The sequence below is a fragment of the Bacillus sp. S/N-304-OC-R1 genome (genome assembly GCF_019749375.1).
Classification (GTDB): Bacteria; Bacillota; Bacilli; order Bacillales; family Cytobacillaceae; genus Cytobacillus.
The window spans coordinates 131,873-146,556 of record NZ_JACWFE010000022.1 but is presented as its reverse complement, the minus strand read 5'-3'; the positions used below and the strand labels follow the sequence as shown (position 1 = coordinate 146,556).

The window sequence follows — 14,684 nt, the reverse complement described above, 5'->3', positions numbered from 1 at the left end:
AATAAAATGATTTGTAGAAGAAAGTAGGTGATATCGTGGGCAAAGTAATTGCGATTGCAAACCAAAAAGGCGGGGTAGGAAAGACAACTACTTCTGTAAATCTTGGTGCATGTTTAGCATACATAGGGAAAAAAGTACTGCTTGTAGATATTGATCCTCAAGGAAATGCAACAAGTGGGGTAGGAATAGAAAAAGCGGATGTTAATCAATGTATTTATGATATGCTGGTAGATGATGTTGAGGCAGTAAAGGTGATTCGTCCGACTTCCGTTGAGAATTTATATGCTATTCCTGCAACGATTCAACTAGCTGGAGCAGAAATCGAATTAGTGCCGACGATTTCAAGAGAAGTCCGCCTAAAACGGGCTTTAGAGGAAGTCAAAGAGAATTTTGACTATATTATTATTGATTGTCCGCCATCCCTTGGCTTACTAACGTTAAATTCATTAACAGCATCTGATGCTGTAATTATTCCTGTACAATGTGAATATTACGCTCTTGAAGGACTTAGCCAGCTACTTAACACAGTCCGCCTCGTTCAAAAACATTTAAATCATGATTTAAAAATAGAAGGTGTATTACTCACAATGCTTGATGCCCGAACAAATCTGGGAATTCAAGTGATCGAAGAGGTTAAGAAATACTTTCAGGATAAAGTATACCAAACCATTATTCCGAGAAATATCCGGCTTAGTGAAGCGCCAAGTCATGGTGAGCCTATTATTACGTATGATCCTAAATCCCGCGGTGCCGAGGTGTATTTAGATTTAGCAAAGGAAGTGGTTTCGAATGGCTAAAGGTTTAGGGAAGGGGCTTAATGCTTTTTTTTCAAACATGGAAACCAAAGAGGAATCCGTAAGGGAAATAAATTTAAAAGAGCTGCGGCCTAATCCTTATCAACCACGAAAAATATTTGAGAAGGAAGCAATTGAAGAGTTAACTCAATCTATTCTTGAGCATGGAATTCTACAGCCAATCATTGCACGGAAAAGTTTAAAAGGGTATGAAATTGTTGTTGGAGAAAGACGATATCGCGCAGCAAAAGCAGCCAAGCTCGAAACAGTTCCAGTTGTTGTAAGAGAATTAACTGAACAGCAGATGATGGAATTAGCTGTATTAGAAAATCTGCAGCGTGAGGATTTAACGCCCATTGAGGAAGGTGCCGCTTACCAGCTTCTGATGGAAAAATTAAAAATTACCCAGGAAGAACTGGCAAAGCGTCTCGGAAAAAGCCGTCCACATATCGCAAATCATATTCGTTTACTTTCTTTGCCGCCAAAAATACAGGCACTAATCTCTGATGGAAAAATATCGATGGGGCATGGACGTGCTCTATTAGGGTTAAGAAATAAAGACAAGCTGATAGCTTTAGTTGAGAAAACGATGAAAGACAACTTAAATGTCCGTCAACTAGAACAATTAATTCAGCAGCTTAATAATGTTCCACGTGAAACAAAGAAGCCCGTTCTTAAGAAGGATGTTTTCATTCGGGAGCAGGAATCATTTTTACGAGAAAGATTTGGCACAACCGTTCATATTAAACAATTAAATAATAAAGGGAAAATAGAAATAGAATTCTTTTCTAAAGACGATTTAGACCGAATTTTAGAATTGCTAGAGTCAAATAAGTATTCCTCTTAAGCCATCATTAAGATGGTTTATTTTTTTAGATCATGAATTTTGTTTAAGTCGTCTAAAATGATAAATTAACGAAATTTTAAAAAAAGATTGTCATCGCTCTATTCTTCATGGTAGTGTATCTATAAATTCATTCGTATATCGAAATTTTAACTAAAATAGGTGAAAATGATGTTTCTACTAGGTACTCTCGTAAATGGATTATTGATAATAGTCGGCACACTATTAGGCAAATTGCTTCACCGAATCCCAGAAAATATGAAGGGGACGGTTATGCATGCCATTGGATTGGCTGTTATGGTTTTAGGCCTTCAAATGGCTTTTAAAGGAGAAAATTTCTTAGTGGTCATTATCAGCCTTGTATTTGGGGCTGTTATTGGAGAATATTTTGCTCTAGAAAACAAGCTTAATGCCCTTGGGGATTGGTTAGAAAGAAGGATTGGTTCAAACGGACAAGGCAGCATCTCACAAGGATTTGTTACAGCCACACTTATTTTTGTTATTGGGGCAATGGCCATCATTGGCGCTCTAGATAGCGGTATTAGAGGGGACCATGATGTGCTTTATACAAAATCGATTATTGATGGATTTACAGCACTTATATTAACAACTACTTTAGGAATCGGCGTTATTTTTTCAGCTATTCCTGTTATGGTTTATCAAGGGTTAATTGCGCTGTTTGCTACTCAAATTGATCAATTTGTTCCACCTGTCCTGATGGATAGCTTTATAAAAGAAATGACAGCTACCGGAGGAGTGATGATTTTTGCCATCGGATTAAATCTTTCTGGGATTATAAAAATCCGTGTTGCTAATCTTCTTCCAGGTATTGTTGTTGTAGGCTTGATTGTCACAATTATTTATTATTATCAATTAGTATTCTAATTGAAAAGGAGAGGAAATCGCTTCCTCTCCTTATCTTACTTGTTCTTGTTCTGCGTCCAGCTCCAATTTGGATAGCTCATGTCCAGGTTTGTAGAGCAAGTTGGCTTTATATATTCCATTAGCGATCGTTTTTGCCATATTCAGTACAAGGTGAAGTCTTGTATTCTGCAGGACGAAAAACTCCATAAATCCGCTCACATTGACAATTCCGGTTATATGCATGTGACCTACGTCAGGAAGCTCTTTATTTACACCGGCACCCGGCTTCACCGGGCCATCACCAACCTGAATGACACCAACACTTTTCAATCGCCCTAAGCAGGCATCGATGCCAATAATAAAAGGATTAAAGTGCCTTTTATTGATTTCCTCTAATTTGTCTGCCATATTGACAGCATGAATCGGATTTTCTAACGTTCCGTATACAAAAAAGGAGGACAGCTTTTTTTCTTCTAGAAGTGTTCCAACAAGTGGCCCCAATGAATCTCCTGTTGACCGGTCAGTTCCGATACAAACAAACACAATTGGACGGTTTTTAAAGCCTGCCGGCAATAATTCATTAATTTGCATGGCGAGCTGATGAGAAGCATTTACTTCATCATGCATAATCCTTGAAGGATTGCTTTTTTTTTCGAATAGCTGTGATTTAAAATTCATTGGTTCCACTCCTTTTGTCGAAACAGGAAATTAAAAATGAATTAATACGAGACTTCCTTGCAGAGAAGGGTATAATGCTTTTCTGAGTAGTAACAGTATACGGAAAATTTTAATAATCTATACATAACAACAGGAATAGGGTTAAATCCTGCTGTGGAGGGGTACAAAATTAGGGGATAAATTGTTAAAATAAATTTGCCGTAACTTATTTTATTTCTGTTACTCTAAATCTATGTTTGGCTTGCCCCAAATAGATGCCATAACTTAAATAAACCTTGAAGAAGGTGAAAAAGATAAAACACATTGAAACATTTATTAATAAGAAAATCGCGGAATTCTCTAATGAACAAATGTGGATGGATATTGGAGAAGGGGCAATAAAGATCATTTTTATTATTATTTTGACAAGTGTTTTTATAAAAATTGGAAAAACGGTAATTCATCGGATTTTCAAATTAAGGAATCACAGCAGTTCTCTTATTCGGATTTCAGAACGCCGTGAAGCAACCTTACTGAAATTGCTCGTTAATATTCTTACATATGTCTCATTTTTCTTTGCTTTAATCATGATTTTAGAAACATTAACGATTGATGTGAAGGCATTGTTAGCGGGAGCGGGGATTGTTGGTTTAGCTGTTGGCTTTGGTGCCCAAAACTTAGTCCGGGATATCATAACAGGATTTTTTATCATTTTTGAGGATCAGTTTTCAGTAGGAGATTATATCCAAGTTGGTCAATTTACAGGAACCGTTGAGGAAATAGGACTTCGGACAACTAAAATTAAAAATTGGACGGGCGAAGTTCATATTCTCCCAAACGGTACAATTAACCAAGTAACTAATTTTTCTTTAAATAATAGTGTGGCAGTCGTAGATGTTGTGATTGCTTATGAAAGTGATATCAACAAAGCGGAAAAGGTCCTTCAGGAGCTAATGGAAAAACTACCGGAAAAGTATGCAGAAATGGTAAAAACGCCTGAAATTCTAGGCGTGCAAACATTGGACGTCTCCAATGTCACCATCAGGGTTACCTCTGAAACATTGCCTATGAAACATTCCTATATTGCGCGTCAATTAAGAAAAGAAATTAAGCAGTGCTTGGAGGCGAATGGCGTCGATGTTCCGTTTCCTCGTCTTGTCATGTATTCGAGAAATGAAGAGGAGCTTAAGAAAACAAAAAAAGAAATGGGGGGCTAATAGTGGAACAAAAGGAATTTAATTTAAATGATATTGTCGAAATGAAAAAACAGCATCCTTGCGGAACAAACCGCTGGAAAATTATCCGCATGGGAGCAGATATTCGAATTAAATGTGAAGGCTGCTCCCATAGTGTATTAATTCCACGAAGAGAATTTTCAAGAAAGATCAAAAAGATTCTCGTTAAGCATGAGGAAGAATGAGAAAGCGCGGCTATGAGGCTTGCGTTTTTTTTGTCTATGGGGCGTTTCAATGTGCGGGTTTTAGTAGGGGCTGATCGAAAAACGCGTACATGGGAGTTCAGTTACGGGGATAAGGACAGTTCATACTGCGCTAATGAGGCGCTTGCGCTTTTCTTTGTAAATCTCTATAATTGTGAGGGACTTCATTGTGTTGATAGTAAATGATTTTTAATAGATATTTTATTCATTTGAGGAGTGACTTGGATGGCATTAACAGCTGGTATTGTAGGTTTGCCGAATGTTGGAAAGTCAACATTATTTAACGCTATTACCCAAGCGGGAGCAGAGTCAGCAAACTACCCATTTTGTACGATTGATCCGAATGTAGGGATTGTAGAGGTTCCTGACATCCGCTTAAATAAATTAACGGAGCTTGTTCAGCCAAAGAAAACAGTTCCAACAACCTTTGAATTTACAGATATTGCCGGAATTGTTAAGGGTGCGAGTAAAGGTGAAGGCTTAGGGAATAAGTTCCTATCTCATATCCGTGAAGTAGATGCGATCTGCCAGGTAGTCCGCTGCTTTGCAGATGATAATATTACACACGTGGCAGGTAAGGTTGATCCTATTTCCGATATTGAAACGATTAACTTAGAATTAATTTTAGCTGATCTAGAATCAGTGGAGAAGCGTATTGCCCGTGTAGGTAAAATGGCCAAACAAAAAGATAAAGAATCCATGTTTGAAATGGAAATTCTAGAAATGTTAAAAGATGCTTTCGAAGCGGACAAGCCTGCCCGAACAGTTGAGTTTACTGAAGAGCAAATGAAGGTGGCAAAGGGACTTCATTTATTAACGATCAAGCCTGTTCTTTATGTGGCAAACGTTGGTGAAGACGATGTTGCCAATCCAGATGCTAATGAATATGTTCAGCAGGTAAAAGAATTTGCAAAAAATGATAATGCTGAAGTTATTGTAATCTGTGCAAAGATTGAATCGGAAATTGCGGAGCTTGAAGGAGAAGAAAAGGAAATGTTCCTTCAAGAGCTAGGGATTGAGGAGTCTGGTCTTGATCAGTTAATTCGTTCAGCTTATAGCCTTCTAGGCTTAGCGACTTATTTTACCGCTGGTGTACAGGAAGTACGCGCATGGACATTTAAGAAAGGGATGAAAGCACCACAATGTGCAGGAGTTATTCATTCTGATTTTGAACGAGGTTTTATCAGAGCAGAAACAGTCTCTTATGATGACCTTTTAGCTGGTGGAAATATGGTTGCAGCTCGTGAAGCTGGTAAGGTTCGCTTAGAAGGAAAAGAGTATATAGTACAAGACGGAGATGTTATTCACTTCCGTTTTAACGTATAAAAGGAAACACTGCAGAGTAAGATCTGCAGTGTTTTTTTGTCTCTTAAATAAGGATAAAAGGGTAATGATATTGCAAGTATATTACGAATATATCAAATTAATAGAAAATTTGTAATTAATTTGATATAATTGGATAAAAATAGTAAAAGGAGAGGAAAATCTTCTATGAATGTAACTAGAATACTGATTAAAAATCTATTGTTTTATGCAATTATTGTTGCTGGATTGCTATTAGTTGTCATGTTTCCAAGAAACCCAACCGTTTCTGCTGTTGGAAGAGCAGCGACAATAAATATAGAGTATCAGTTTTATTTCCATGAATACAAAGATAATATCGTTCAATACCTCCAAAATGTATGGAATGATAAAAGCTTGGGAGGTACTCGCTTTGAAACATTAACTGTTGAGGATGAACTAAAGAGATTTTTCCCAAAAAGCTTGAAACTTGTTATTCCGGCTTTCATTCTCAGCATTCTAATAGGAGTAGGAAAAGGGATATTTGATTATCGAAATAGGGACAAAAAGACAAATGTAATTGGTAATGGTTTGACTTGGCTTTTGCAATCTATTCCAGATTTTTTCTTGGTCGTTTGTCTTCAATGGCTCGTAATCTTTGCAGTTCCGTCCTTACGTCTCTTTAGCCAATCAAATTGGTATGGGTTTATAGTTCCAGCCCTTCTTGTTTCCATTTATCCTATGATGTATATGGCCCGAATTACTTCTACGGCTCTATCAAATGAAGATGGACAATATTATATTCAAGTTGCAAAGTCAAAAGGGTTTCCAATGTCAAAAGTAGTGAATAAGCATATTTTCCGTAATTGTCTAAATACCATTTCGGCTCACATGACTTCTCTTATGGTCCATCTATTATCTAGTTTAATGATTGTTGAGTATTTAATTGGCTATGAGGGAATGGCTTATCGCTTGTTCACAGCTCTCGGTTTTAGCTTAAATGTCACGATGAGGTCATTCCGCAGTATGGAACCTGGCGTTATTATCGGAATTGGCTTATGTTTTCTGCTACTTGTCGTAATGGCTCAATTATTAGGAGCTCTCATAAAGAAAAGCTTCCGAATTCCATAAAAAAAGGGGAAATACTTTTGCGAAACTATTATTTATTTATAGGTATATTAATGGCAGGAATTTTAGCGTTTTTCACATTTTTTGGGCCGTATCTCCCTTTCGTCGATACTGAATTAAAGGCAGAACGGGTTATTTTCCCAGGTCCAGGTAAAATTATTTCAGCCCCCTTTCCTCCATCAGAAAAATTTCCACTCGGTTCTGACCGAGATGGGCGAGATTTATTAAGTCTATTAGTCATAGGAGCAAAGGATACGTTTACCCTCATTTTTTCGATTGTCATTATTCGATATATCGTATCAATCCCTTTAGGCCTTCTTGGAATGAGAAATAAAGGGTTCATTTCATGGTTGATTAAGTGGTGGAATCAAGTGTTTTCTAGTTTCCCAATTATTTTTACCATTGCATTGGCCCTTACTTTACCTTTCTTGCTTTTACATGAACATCGATTTTATTTGACCATTATTATTATCGCACTCATAGAAGTAGGAAGAGTTAGCTTAATCATTCAACAGGAAGCTAACTACATTTCTAAAAAAACATATATTGAAGCGGGGATTACTGTTGGAGTTAGCCCGTTAAAAATGATGACATCTTATTACCTTCCAAACCTTTTTCCGAGCATCATTGTAAATTTCTTCATTGATGCAGGACGTGTTTCAATACTGATTGGTCAATTAGCTATAATTAACATCTTTCTTTCACAGGAGCTTGTGCAGCAAGCGGCGGGGGCAAGTGAGTTTGTGAATAAAAGCTTTGATTGGTCAACACTGATTCGAGAGGCGCGGAGGGATTTGATGACCGCTTTCTGGATTCCTTTCTATCCAATGCTAGCGATTGTGGTATCAACTTTAACGTTTAATCTGCTTGGGGAAGGGATAAGGCAGCATTTTAATCGGCATCTTCAGTAGTAATTGGTTTTTGATTAACATATCGCACATTGCAAAAACAGTTACTTTATGCTATACTTTCATCTTGTGAGTAATGAACAATTGCTCCTTGCCCTTATGTAAGGGCCGCTTAGACCAAAAGGAGGTGTAAAAGTGATGAGAAAGTACGAAATTATGTACATCATCCGCCCAAACATTGAAGATGAAGCTAAAAAGGCTCTAGTTGAGCGTTTTAACTCAATCTTAACTGAAAATGGTGCGGAATTGACTGAAACAAAGGATTGGGGTAAGCGCCGTCTTGCTTACGAAATCAATGATTTCCGCGATGGTTACTACCAATTAATCCATGTTAACGCTGAAACTCCAGCTGTTGACGAGTTCTCTCGTTTAGCGAAAATCAGCGAAGACATCATCCGTCATATCGTTGTTAAAGATGAGAAATAATAGATAAATTTTTAATCTCCAAAATGTTCCATGTGAAACATTTGGAAGAAAGGAGTTGATTCTGATGATGAACCGCGTTGTTCTTGTTGGACGTTTAACAAAGGATCCTGAGCTACGATACACCCCTAATGGTGTAGCGGTCGCTTCATTTACTCTTGCTGTAAACCGTACGTTTACGAATCAACAGGGGGAAAGGGAAGCGGACTTCATTAACTGTGTAATTTGGAGAAAGCCTGCAGAAAATGTAGCGAACTTCCTGAAAAAAGGCAGCCTTGCTGGTGTTGATGGAAGAATTCAAACTCGCAGCTATGATGGACAAGATGGAAAGCGTGTATATGTAACAGAGGTATTGGCAGAAAGTGTTCAATTCCTTGAGCCTCGGAATAGCTCTAGCTCTAGAGGTGAAGGTGCAAATTATAGCGCTCCAAGAGATCAGGATTTCCCATTTGGAAATAACAACAATCAGAATCAACAACAACAATACAACAGAAATAATCAGGGTTATACAAGGGTAGATAATGATCCATTTGCTAATGACGGTGGTCAAATCGACATTTCAGATGATGATCTGCCATTCTAACATGATTATTTGAACGGTATTAATAAATATTAAAGGAGGGAAATAACCATGGCAATGGGAGGACGTAGAGGCGGACGTGCAAAACGTCGTAAAGTTTGCTTCTTTACAGCAAACGGAATCACTCACATCGATTACAAAGATGTAGATCTTCTTAAAAAGTTCATTTCTGAACGCGGTAAAATCTTACCTCGTCGTGTAACTGGTACTAACGCTAAATACCAACGTAAATTAACAGTTGCTATTAAGCGTGCACGCCAAATGGCATTACTGCCATATGTTGCAGGTGAATAATGAATGATTAAAAACACAACAAGATGATTCTTGTTGTGTTTTTTTCTTTTAATGAGACTATTAATGTCAATTTTTCCTCAAAATTTTTAAAACAGAAAAGGGCTAAAAACATACAAGTCATGCATAAAACTTGTATGTTTTTGGCCCGCTAATACAATGAAAAAATATAATATATTTATAGCAAAATCATTTTGGTTTTAATATAGGATTTTCATATTGCTCATTGGTTTAGCTTGAATAGTTCCATGGTTCATCAGATAATCAGCGATCAATTCTGTCATATCGGTTTGGATATCTTTAATAACTGGACAGTCCTTAAAATAATCAAAATTCCCCGCACCAGTGGCTCTATAATTATTCATAACTACTGCATATTTTTCATCAAGCTGTAATGGTTCTCCGTTGTGAGTTACTTCGACTACACGTTTTCCAACAGGTTCACGTAAATCAAGGGTATAATCGATGCCGCTCCAAAGATCATAGTTATATGGCTGTTCTTTAGGTATTTGAAAAGCTTCTGAAATAACTGGTTTTCCATTTTCTAATTTAAAATACGTAGCTGACTGCTCAAGTGCTTCAATAATATATTTCCCTTTTACTTCTAAAACTTTTAATGTGTTTGGATAGATATAGTTCGTTACGATATCCCGCATTGTTACTTCCGGGTTAAAGCCACGGCATTTATCACTAAAAATTGCCATGCATGAAATGGAGGTATCTCCTACTTTATTCTGAATATCGTTAATAAATTCAACATAAGGATGCCCGTTTAATCTAGCATCAAATGTGCTGCCAATGAGCATATCTCCTTCTATTTTTCCGATACTCTGATCCAGCCATTTCTCCGTTTCACTATGAATAGGCGCAATTAATTGACTTATCGTCTCATTTAATGGAACATCATCCATATAAATAAGGGAAGGTTCGGTTTTCTCTAATTTCCCGCTATCATTGATTGTCAGTTCAATTTTCCCTAGACATACTCCTTTTGTACCAGGCTGCACAATGGCCTTCCCGAAGAGATGCTGGGCAAGCTCACGATGTTGGTGGCCAGTAACCACAACGTCAACACCATCAATTTCTTTGCATATTTGATAACCGACATTTTCCCTAGTGTTTTCAAGCACTTCTCCGGATGATAAATCTGACTCAAATCCACCATGATAAGCAATGATCATGACATCAATTTGATGATTATCATGTAACCATTTCACTTCTCTTTGAGCAGCATCAAAGGCATCCTCAAATACTAGACCCTCAATCCTTTCAGCCTCTTCCCAAATAGGAACAAACTGCGTTGTAACACCTACTATCGCAATAGTTACACCATCAATTTCTTTTATAAGATAGGGCCGAGTGAAATAGCTTCCATCCTCCCGTTTAATATTGGCAGCAAGCCAAGGATGATTAGATTCCTCCACTACTTTATTTAACACAGGCAAGCCATAGTTAAATTCATGGTTTCCAAATACCGCTAAATCGTATTCCATGGCATTGGCTAAACGAATTACTGAATTATTCGTTCCTTTTTTAAAGCTTTGTTCGTAGTAGGTTAAAGGACTTCCTTGAATGAAATCCCCATTTTCAATTAACAGGATATTATTTCGTTTTCTCTCTTCCTCAATGACTGTTGCCATTTTGCCTAATCCTAATGGCAGGTCAGTATCACCTGAAAAGTCAGTTGGCATTATATATCCATGGACATCACTTGTAACTAAAACAGAAATTTTCTTCATCGTACACCTCAATAATTTATGCATTAAATTTTTTTTATATAATTTTTTACAAAAAAAAAACAAAAAACTAACATATTTATTTCCGATTTTAACAAAAATAATTTATACTAGTCTAGTATTGCAAAAAATAGGAGGTTAGTCATGAAAAAAATATTTACATTAGTGCTTGTTCTTTTAATGAGCCTTTCTCTTGCTGCATGTGGTTCAAGTGAGAGCAAATCAGATAACAAAGGCAGTGACAATGCAACTGGAAAGAAATTAGATAAACTATCTATCGCTTTCGTTCCATCTCGTGATCCAGATGAGATTATCACAGCAACTGAGCCACTTAAAGATCTATTAAAAACAGAATTAAAAGCTCAAGGCTATGATGTTGGTGAAGTTGACATCACAGTTGGAACAAACTATGAAGCTGTTGGGGAAGCATTATCTGCTGGTACAACAGATATTGGTTTAATTCCTGGTGGTACATATGTCCTATATGATGATGGTGCTGAAGTTATTTTAACTGCAACTCGTGCTGGACTAAACAATGATTCTGAAAATCCAGTTGATTGGAATAAAAACAAGCCTACAGAAAAGTCTGATAAACAAGCAAACTCTTACCGTGCACTACTAATTGCTGGTCCATCTGAAAAAGGTAGAGCGCTAGCTGAAAAAGTAAATAACGGTGGAGAGCTTACTTTCGAAGATTTAAATAATGTAAACTGGAATGTTATGTCATCATCTTCTCCAGCTGGTTATATTTACCCAGCTCTATGGTTAGATGAAAACTACGGAAAAACAATTACAGATTTGTCTAAAGTTGTTCAAGCTGATTCATACGGAAGTGCATTTGCTCGTCTAGCTTCAGGTCAAACAGACGTGCTAGTAACATATGCTGATGCTCGTATTGACTTTGCTGATAAATGGACTACTGAATTCGGTCGTTCAACTTCTATCTGGGATGATACAGATGTAATTGGTGTAATGCCAGCTATTTACAACGATACAATCAGTGTTAGCAAAAACTCTGACATTATGGATGATGATTTGAAAGCTGCTCTACAAAAAGCGTTCATCAACATTGGTAATTCAGAAAAAGGTAAAGAAGTCATTGCAATCTATAGCCATGATGGTTATCAAATCGCAAAAGACTCTGATTACGATAACGAGCGTAAGGCTCAAAAGCTAGTTCAAGAACTAAGTTCTAACTAAATACAATGAAATAAAGAGGGAACATGTTGAGTGTTCCCTTTTTTTCAGCAAAGGTAGGATTTCTGCATGATAAAATTCCAAAACGTAAACAAAAAATATGACAATGGATACGTAGCGTTAAAGGATATTAATTTAACGATTGAACAAGGGGAATATGTTGCAGTTATCGGGCTATCCGGAGCGGGAAAATCTACTCTTCTTCGCTGTATCAATCGGATGCACGATATTTCGACTGGTTCTCTTATGGTTAATGGTGTTGAGGTTTCAAAGTTAAGGGGAACAGGGATTCGAAAGCTTCGCCGAGGAATCGGGATGATTTTCCAATCGTTTAATCTCGTTAATCGTATTTCTTCGTTAAAAAATGTTCTTGTATCATTTGTCCCTGATATGCCTGTTTGGAGAAAGATACTGGGCTTATATACAAAACAACAAAAAATCGAAGCTTTGGAAGCGCTTGATCGAATGAATATTTTGGATAAAGCATTTACCCGTGTCGATCATCTTTCCGGCGGTCAGCAGCAGCGTGTAGCTTTAGCGCGGACCCTTGCGCAAAAGCCGAGCATTATACTAGCAGATGAACCTGTTGCATCACTCGACCCGATCACTGCAAAGCAAGTAATGACAGACTTTCAAAGAATTAATAAAGAATTAAATATGACCATTATCATAAATATTCATCACGTAGATTTAGCGTTAGAATATGCAACGCGTGTGGTTGGAATTCGAAGTGGTGAAATTGTATATGATGGACCAGCAAGTGAAGTAACGGAAGAAATCTTAGAGCACATATACAATGGTAAGCTTGAAGAGGAGCTGAGTGCTAATTGAACATTTTTAAAGCTCAATCTGTTACGTTACCAAATGGAAAATCCGTTACTTTTAAACGTTCAAAGGCTCCCTGGATTATTTTAGGCTTGCTGATTTGTTTTTATTATTCTATTCAAATAACAGGTTTTGACTTGCAGGTGTTATTCAAAAGAATCGGACAGTTAGGGATCATTATCGGTGATATGATTCCACCGAACTGGAAGTATCTGAATAAACTTTGGCAACCACTCTTTGACACAATTAAAATGTCTTTATTAGGCTCTATTTTAGGCTCCGTTTTCGCATTGCCACTAGCCTATTTAGCCTCATCTAATATGATTAAAAATAAGTCTGTTGTTGCAGTGAGCAAACTTATATTGAGCATATTACGTACATTGCCTACCCTAGTTGCAGCATTAATCGCAACATTTATTTTTGGTATTGGAACAATGGCTGGAACGGTAGCTATTTTCATTTTCACCGTTGCCTATGTCGGAAAGCTTTTATATGAGCAAATTGAAAATGCAGATTTAAAGGCATTTGAGGCGATGCATTCAATGGGGCATACAAATATTTCAGCATTCCGTTTTGCTGTTTTGCCGCAAATTCTGCCAAACTATCTCTCTAATGCAATCTTTTGTTTCGAGGGAAATGTACGTTATGCTGCCATTTTAGGTTACGTTGGTGCGGGTGGTATCGGTCTCCTGCTTAACGAAAGCCTTGGCTGGCGAAATTATGCTAATGTCGGAATGATTCTGCTTTTACTTGTAGTAGCAGTATTTATCATTGAAACGATTAGCGAATACTTCAGAAAGAAATTAATGTAAGGGGTGATCACGATGAATACAATTGAGAAACAACTCTTAAATGAACCTAAGCGTACTGTACAAAATGTGATCACCGCATGTATTTTAATTGCCTTTATCATGTGGTCTTTAACCGCAGTCGATTTGTCCAATTTTACTAGTAATGGCGTAGCGATCGCTAAGAACATTCTACGAGGAATTGTAACACCTAATACAGATCTGCTCTTTACATTTAATGCTAAAGGGGTTCCGTACTTATTAGTAGAGACAATGGCAATTGCCTTTTTAGGAACCATTGTAGGGGCAATTCTTGCTGTTCCTCTTGCTTTTTTATCCGCATCTAACATTGTCCCAAAACCAGTTGCTTCTCTAGTTCGCTTATTATTAATTTTTGTTCGGACCATTCCTGCAATTGTATACGGTTTAATGTTTATTCGTGTTACTGGTCCTGGGCCGTTTGCCGGCGTATTAACAATGGCATTAACTTCAATAGGTATGCTTTCAAAGCTTTTTGTTGATATCATTGAAGATTTAGAGGTAAATATACTCGAATCACTTGAATCAATCGGATGTACACCTTTTGAAAAAATCCGCTTCGGTATTATTCCGCAGTTATCAGCGATGTTTGTGTCAGTTGTTATTTACCGTTATGATATGAATTTACGTGACGCAGCCATCCTTGGATTAGTTGGTGCCGGCGGTATTGGTGCTCCGCTGATTTTTGCGATGAATGGTTATAAATGGTCTGAAGTTGGCTCAATTTTAATTGGATTAATGGTATTGATTTTAATTGTTGAATTAATCTCGAATAAAGTTCGCGATAAAATTGTTAAAGGTTAAAACTTGCTTTGTATAATATTACCTCGTAAATGGTAGACACTATACTACGATTTGCGGGGTATTTTTTATGGTGATGTATAATAGAAA

At 37.1% G+C, this 14,684-nt stretch carries 17 protein-coding genes; 15 read left to right on the top strand and 2 right to left on the bottom strand.

What is annotated here, in order from left to right; translation table 11 throughout:
* The first annotated feature begins 35 nt into the window (after positions 1-35).
* From H0173_RS17415 to H0173_RS17405, 3 genes are all read left to right on the top strand, one after another.
* Entirely contained in the window at positions 36-797 is a 762-nt protein-coding gene (locus tag H0173_RS17415; protein WP_221847781.1) for a ParA family protein, read from the top strand.
* Positions 790-1,641: a ParB/RepB/Spo0J family partition protein gene (locus H0173_RS17410; protein ID WP_221847780.1), complete on the top strand. Its 852-nt coding sequence runs from the start codon at positions 790-792 to the stop codon at positions 1,639-1,641. The genes H0173_RS17415 and H0173_RS17410 overlap by 8 nt, the downstream gene beginning before the upstream one ends.
* A 168-nt stretch (positions 1,642-1,809) precedes the next feature.
* Positions 1,810-2,523, top strand: a complete 714-nt coding sequence (locus H0173_RS17405) for a DUF554 domain-containing protein (protein WP_221847779.1) — start codon at positions 1,810-1,812, stop codon at positions 2,521-2,523.
* Between the two features lie 30 nt (positions 2,524-2,553).
* On the opposite strand, the gene yyaC is transcribed toward H0173_RS17405, so the two are convergent.
* Positions 2,554-3,180, bottom strand: a complete 627-nt coding sequence (gene yyaC, locus H0173_RS17400; protein WP_221847778.1) for a spore protease YyaC — start codon at positions 3,178-3,180, stop codon at positions 2,554-2,556.
* Positions 3,181-3,530: 350 nt separating this feature from the next.
* Between yyaC and H0173_RS17395 the strand changes: the two genes are divergently transcribed.
* From H0173_RS17395 to rpsR, 8 genes are all read left to right on the top strand, one after another.
* On the top strand, positions 3,531-4,376 hold the full coding sequence (locus H0173_RS17395; RefSeq protein WP_221847805.1) for a mechanosensitive ion channel family protein: 846 nt from the start codon (positions 3,531-3,533) through the stop codon (positions 4,374-4,376).
* 2 nt (positions 4,377-4,378) lie between these two features.
* Positions 4,379-4,579: a DUF951 domain-containing protein gene (locus H0173_RS17390; protein WP_221847777.1), complete on the top strand. Its 201-nt coding sequence runs from the start codon at positions 4,379-4,381 to the stop codon at positions 4,577-4,579.
* 243 nt (positions 4,580-4,822) lie between these two features.
* Complete coding sequence (gene ychF, locus H0173_RS17385) at positions 4,823-5,923, top strand: redox-regulated ATPase YchF (protein WP_221847776.1); 1,101 nt, start codon at positions 4,823-4,825, stop codon at positions 5,921-5,923.
* Positions 5,924-6,088: 165 nt separating this feature from the next.
* Complete coding sequence (locus H0173_RS17380; protein ID WP_221847775.1) at positions 6,089-7,009, top strand: ABC transporter permease subunit; 921 nt, start codon at positions 6,089-6,091, stop codon at positions 7,007-7,009.
* A 17-nt stretch (positions 7,010-7,026) separates the two neighbouring features.
* Entirely contained in the window at positions 7,027-7,917 is an 891-nt protein-coding gene (locus H0173_RS17375) for an ABC transporter permease (RefSeq protein ID WP_221847774.1), read from the top strand.
* A 135-nt stretch (positions 7,918-8,052) separates the two neighbouring features.
* Positions 8,053-8,340, top strand: coding sequence for a 30S ribosomal protein S6 (gene rpsF, locus H0173_RS17370; RefSeq protein ID WP_221847804.1), 288 nt, complete (start codon positions 8,053-8,055; stop codon positions 8,338-8,340).
* A 64-nt stretch (positions 8,341-8,404) separates the two neighbouring features.
* On the top strand, positions 8,405-8,920 hold the full coding sequence (gene ssb, locus H0173_RS17365) for a single-stranded DNA-binding protein (RefSeq protein ID WP_221847773.1): 516 nt from the start codon (positions 8,405-8,407) through the stop codon (positions 8,918-8,920).
* 54 nt (positions 8,921-8,974) lie between these two features.
* A complete protein-coding gene (gene rpsR, locus H0173_RS17360; RefSeq protein ID WP_221847803.1) occupies positions 8,975-9,211 on the top strand; it encodes a 30S ribosomal protein S18 in 237 nt (78 codons plus the stop codon).
* A gap of 197 nt (positions 9,212-9,408) precedes the next feature.
* Here rpsR and H0173_RS17355 read toward each other — a convergent pair whose 3' ends face one another.
* Entirely contained in the window at positions 9,409-10,947 is a 1,539-nt protein-coding gene (locus tag H0173_RS17355; protein ID WP_260631239.1) for a bifunctional metallophosphatase/5'-nucleotidase, read from the bottom strand.
* Positions 10,948-11,088: 141 nt separating this feature from the next.
* Here H0173_RS17355 and H0173_RS17350 point away from each other — a divergent pair, with 141 nt between their 5' ends.
* From H0173_RS17350 to phnE (H0173_RS17335), 4 genes are all read left to right on the top strand, one after another.
* A complete protein-coding gene (locus tag H0173_RS17350) occupies positions 11,089-12,144 on the top strand; it encodes a phosphate/phosphite/phosphonate ABC transporter substrate-binding protein (protein WP_221847771.1) in 1,056 nt (351 codons plus the stop codon).
* A gap of 66 nt (positions 12,145-12,210) precedes the next feature.
* Positions 12,211-12,972: a phosphonate ABC transporter ATP-binding protein gene (phnC, locus tag H0173_RS17345; protein WP_221847770.1), complete on the top strand. Its 762-nt coding sequence runs from the start codon at positions 12,211-12,213 to the stop codon at positions 12,970-12,972.
* Positions 12,973-12,974: 2 nt separating this feature from the next.
* Positions 12,975-13,778, top strand: a complete 804-nt coding sequence (phnE, locus tag H0173_RS17340; protein WP_221847802.1) for a phosphonate ABC transporter, permease protein PhnE — start codon at positions 12,975-12,977, stop codon at positions 13,776-13,778.
* 12 nt (positions 13,779-13,790) lie between these two features.
* On the top strand, positions 13,791-14,597 hold the full coding sequence (gene phnE, locus H0173_RS17335; protein WP_221847769.1) for a phosphonate ABC transporter, permease protein PhnE: 807 nt from the start codon (positions 13,791-13,793) through the stop codon (positions 14,595-14,597).
* Positions 14,598-14,684 lie beyond the last annotated feature (87 nt).

Excerpts from the sequence above, each read along its gene's own strand:
- H0173_RS17410 (WP_221847780.1), top strand. The coding sequence starts at position 790 with ATGGCTAAAGGTTTAGGGAAGGGGCTTAATGCTTTTTTTTCAAACATG.
- H0173_RS17405 (WP_221847779.1), top strand. The coding sequence starts at position 1,810 with ATGTTTCTACTAGGTACTCTCGTAAATGGATTATTGATAATAGTCGGC.
- yyaC (WP_221847778.1), bottom strand. The coding sequence starts at position 3,180 with ATGAATTTTAAATCACAGCTATTCGAAAAAAAAAGCAATCCTTCAAGG.
- H0173_RS17395 (WP_221847805.1), top strand. The coding sequence starts at position 3,531 with ATGTGGATGGATATTGGAGAAGGGGCAATAAAGATCATTTTTATTATT.
- ychF (WP_221847776.1), top strand. The coding sequence starts at position 4,823 with ATGGCATTAACAGCTGGTATTGTAGGTTTGCCGAATGTTGGAAAGTCA.
- H0173_RS17380 (WP_221847775.1), top strand. The coding sequence starts at position 6,089 with ATGAATGTAACTAGAATACTGATTAAAAATCTATTGTTTTATGCAATT.
- rpsF (WP_221847804.1), top strand. The coding sequence starts at position 8,053 with ATGAGAAAGTACGAAATTATGTACATCATCCGCCCAAACATTGAAGAT.
- ssb (WP_221847773.1), top strand. The coding sequence starts at position 8,405 with ATGATGAACCGCGTTGTTCTTGTTGGACGTTTAACAAAGGATCCTGAG.
- rpsR (WP_221847803.1), top strand. The coding sequence starts at position 8,975 with ATGGGAGGACGTAGAGGCGGACGTGCAAAACGTCGTAAAGTTTGCTTC.
- H0173_RS17355 (WP_260631239.1), bottom strand. The coding sequence starts at position 10,947 with ATGAAGAAAATTTCTGTTTTAGTTACAAGTGATGTCCATGGATATATA.
- H0173_RS17350 (WP_221847771.1), top strand. The coding sequence starts at position 11,089 with ATGAAAAAAATATTTACATTAGTGCTTGTTCTTTTAATGAGCCTTTCT.
- phnC (WP_221847770.1), top strand. The coding sequence starts at position 12,211 with ATGATAAAATTCCAAAACGTAAACAAAAAATATGACAATGGATACGTA.
- phnE (WP_221847769.1), top strand. The coding sequence starts at position 13,791 with ATGAATACAATTGAGAAACAACTCTTAAATGAACCTAAGCGTACTGTA.